Source organism: Gordonia aichiensis, from assembly GCF_039946255.1.
Lineage (GTDB): Bacteria > Actinomycetota > Actinomycetes > Mycobacteriales > Mycobacteriaceae > Gordonia > Gordonia aichiensis_A.
Map to the genome: position 1 here is coordinate 1 of NZ_JBCDWL010000059.1, position 321 is coordinate 321.

1 protein-coding gene is annotated in these 321 nt (G+C 74.8%); it reads right to left on the reverse strand.

Annotation, left to right across the window (positions count from 1 at the left end):
• Positions 1-321, reverse strand: a 321-nt coding sequence (locus AAFO60_RS20880) for a DUF222 domain-containing protein (RefSeq protein ID WP_347958153.1), incomplete at both ends; no start/stop codon positions are given.

Genomic DNA, 321 nt, shown 5'->3' on the forward strand with positions numbered 1-321 from the left:
ACGGACTCGGCGCGGGCCCGGCGGCCTGGGTGCGGGTGGTCTCCGTGCGGGCGGTCTCGGTGCGGGCGGTCTCGGTGTGGGTGGGGACGATCAGCGTCACGTGCGGCAACACCCCGCCCGAGGCGGTGGGTCGGTCGCGGCCGGTCAGGTAGCCGCGCACGATCTGCCCGAACGCCTCAGCCCGCCGCTGCCCGACCGTCCGCAGGTCCCGCGACCCATCCGGCAGCGGCACCGGCCGACACAGCGGATCCAGCGCCTGATGCAGCTCCTCCCCAGACAACGCATCCAGATCGAGGGTGGCGGTCGTACGGCCGTCAGCGC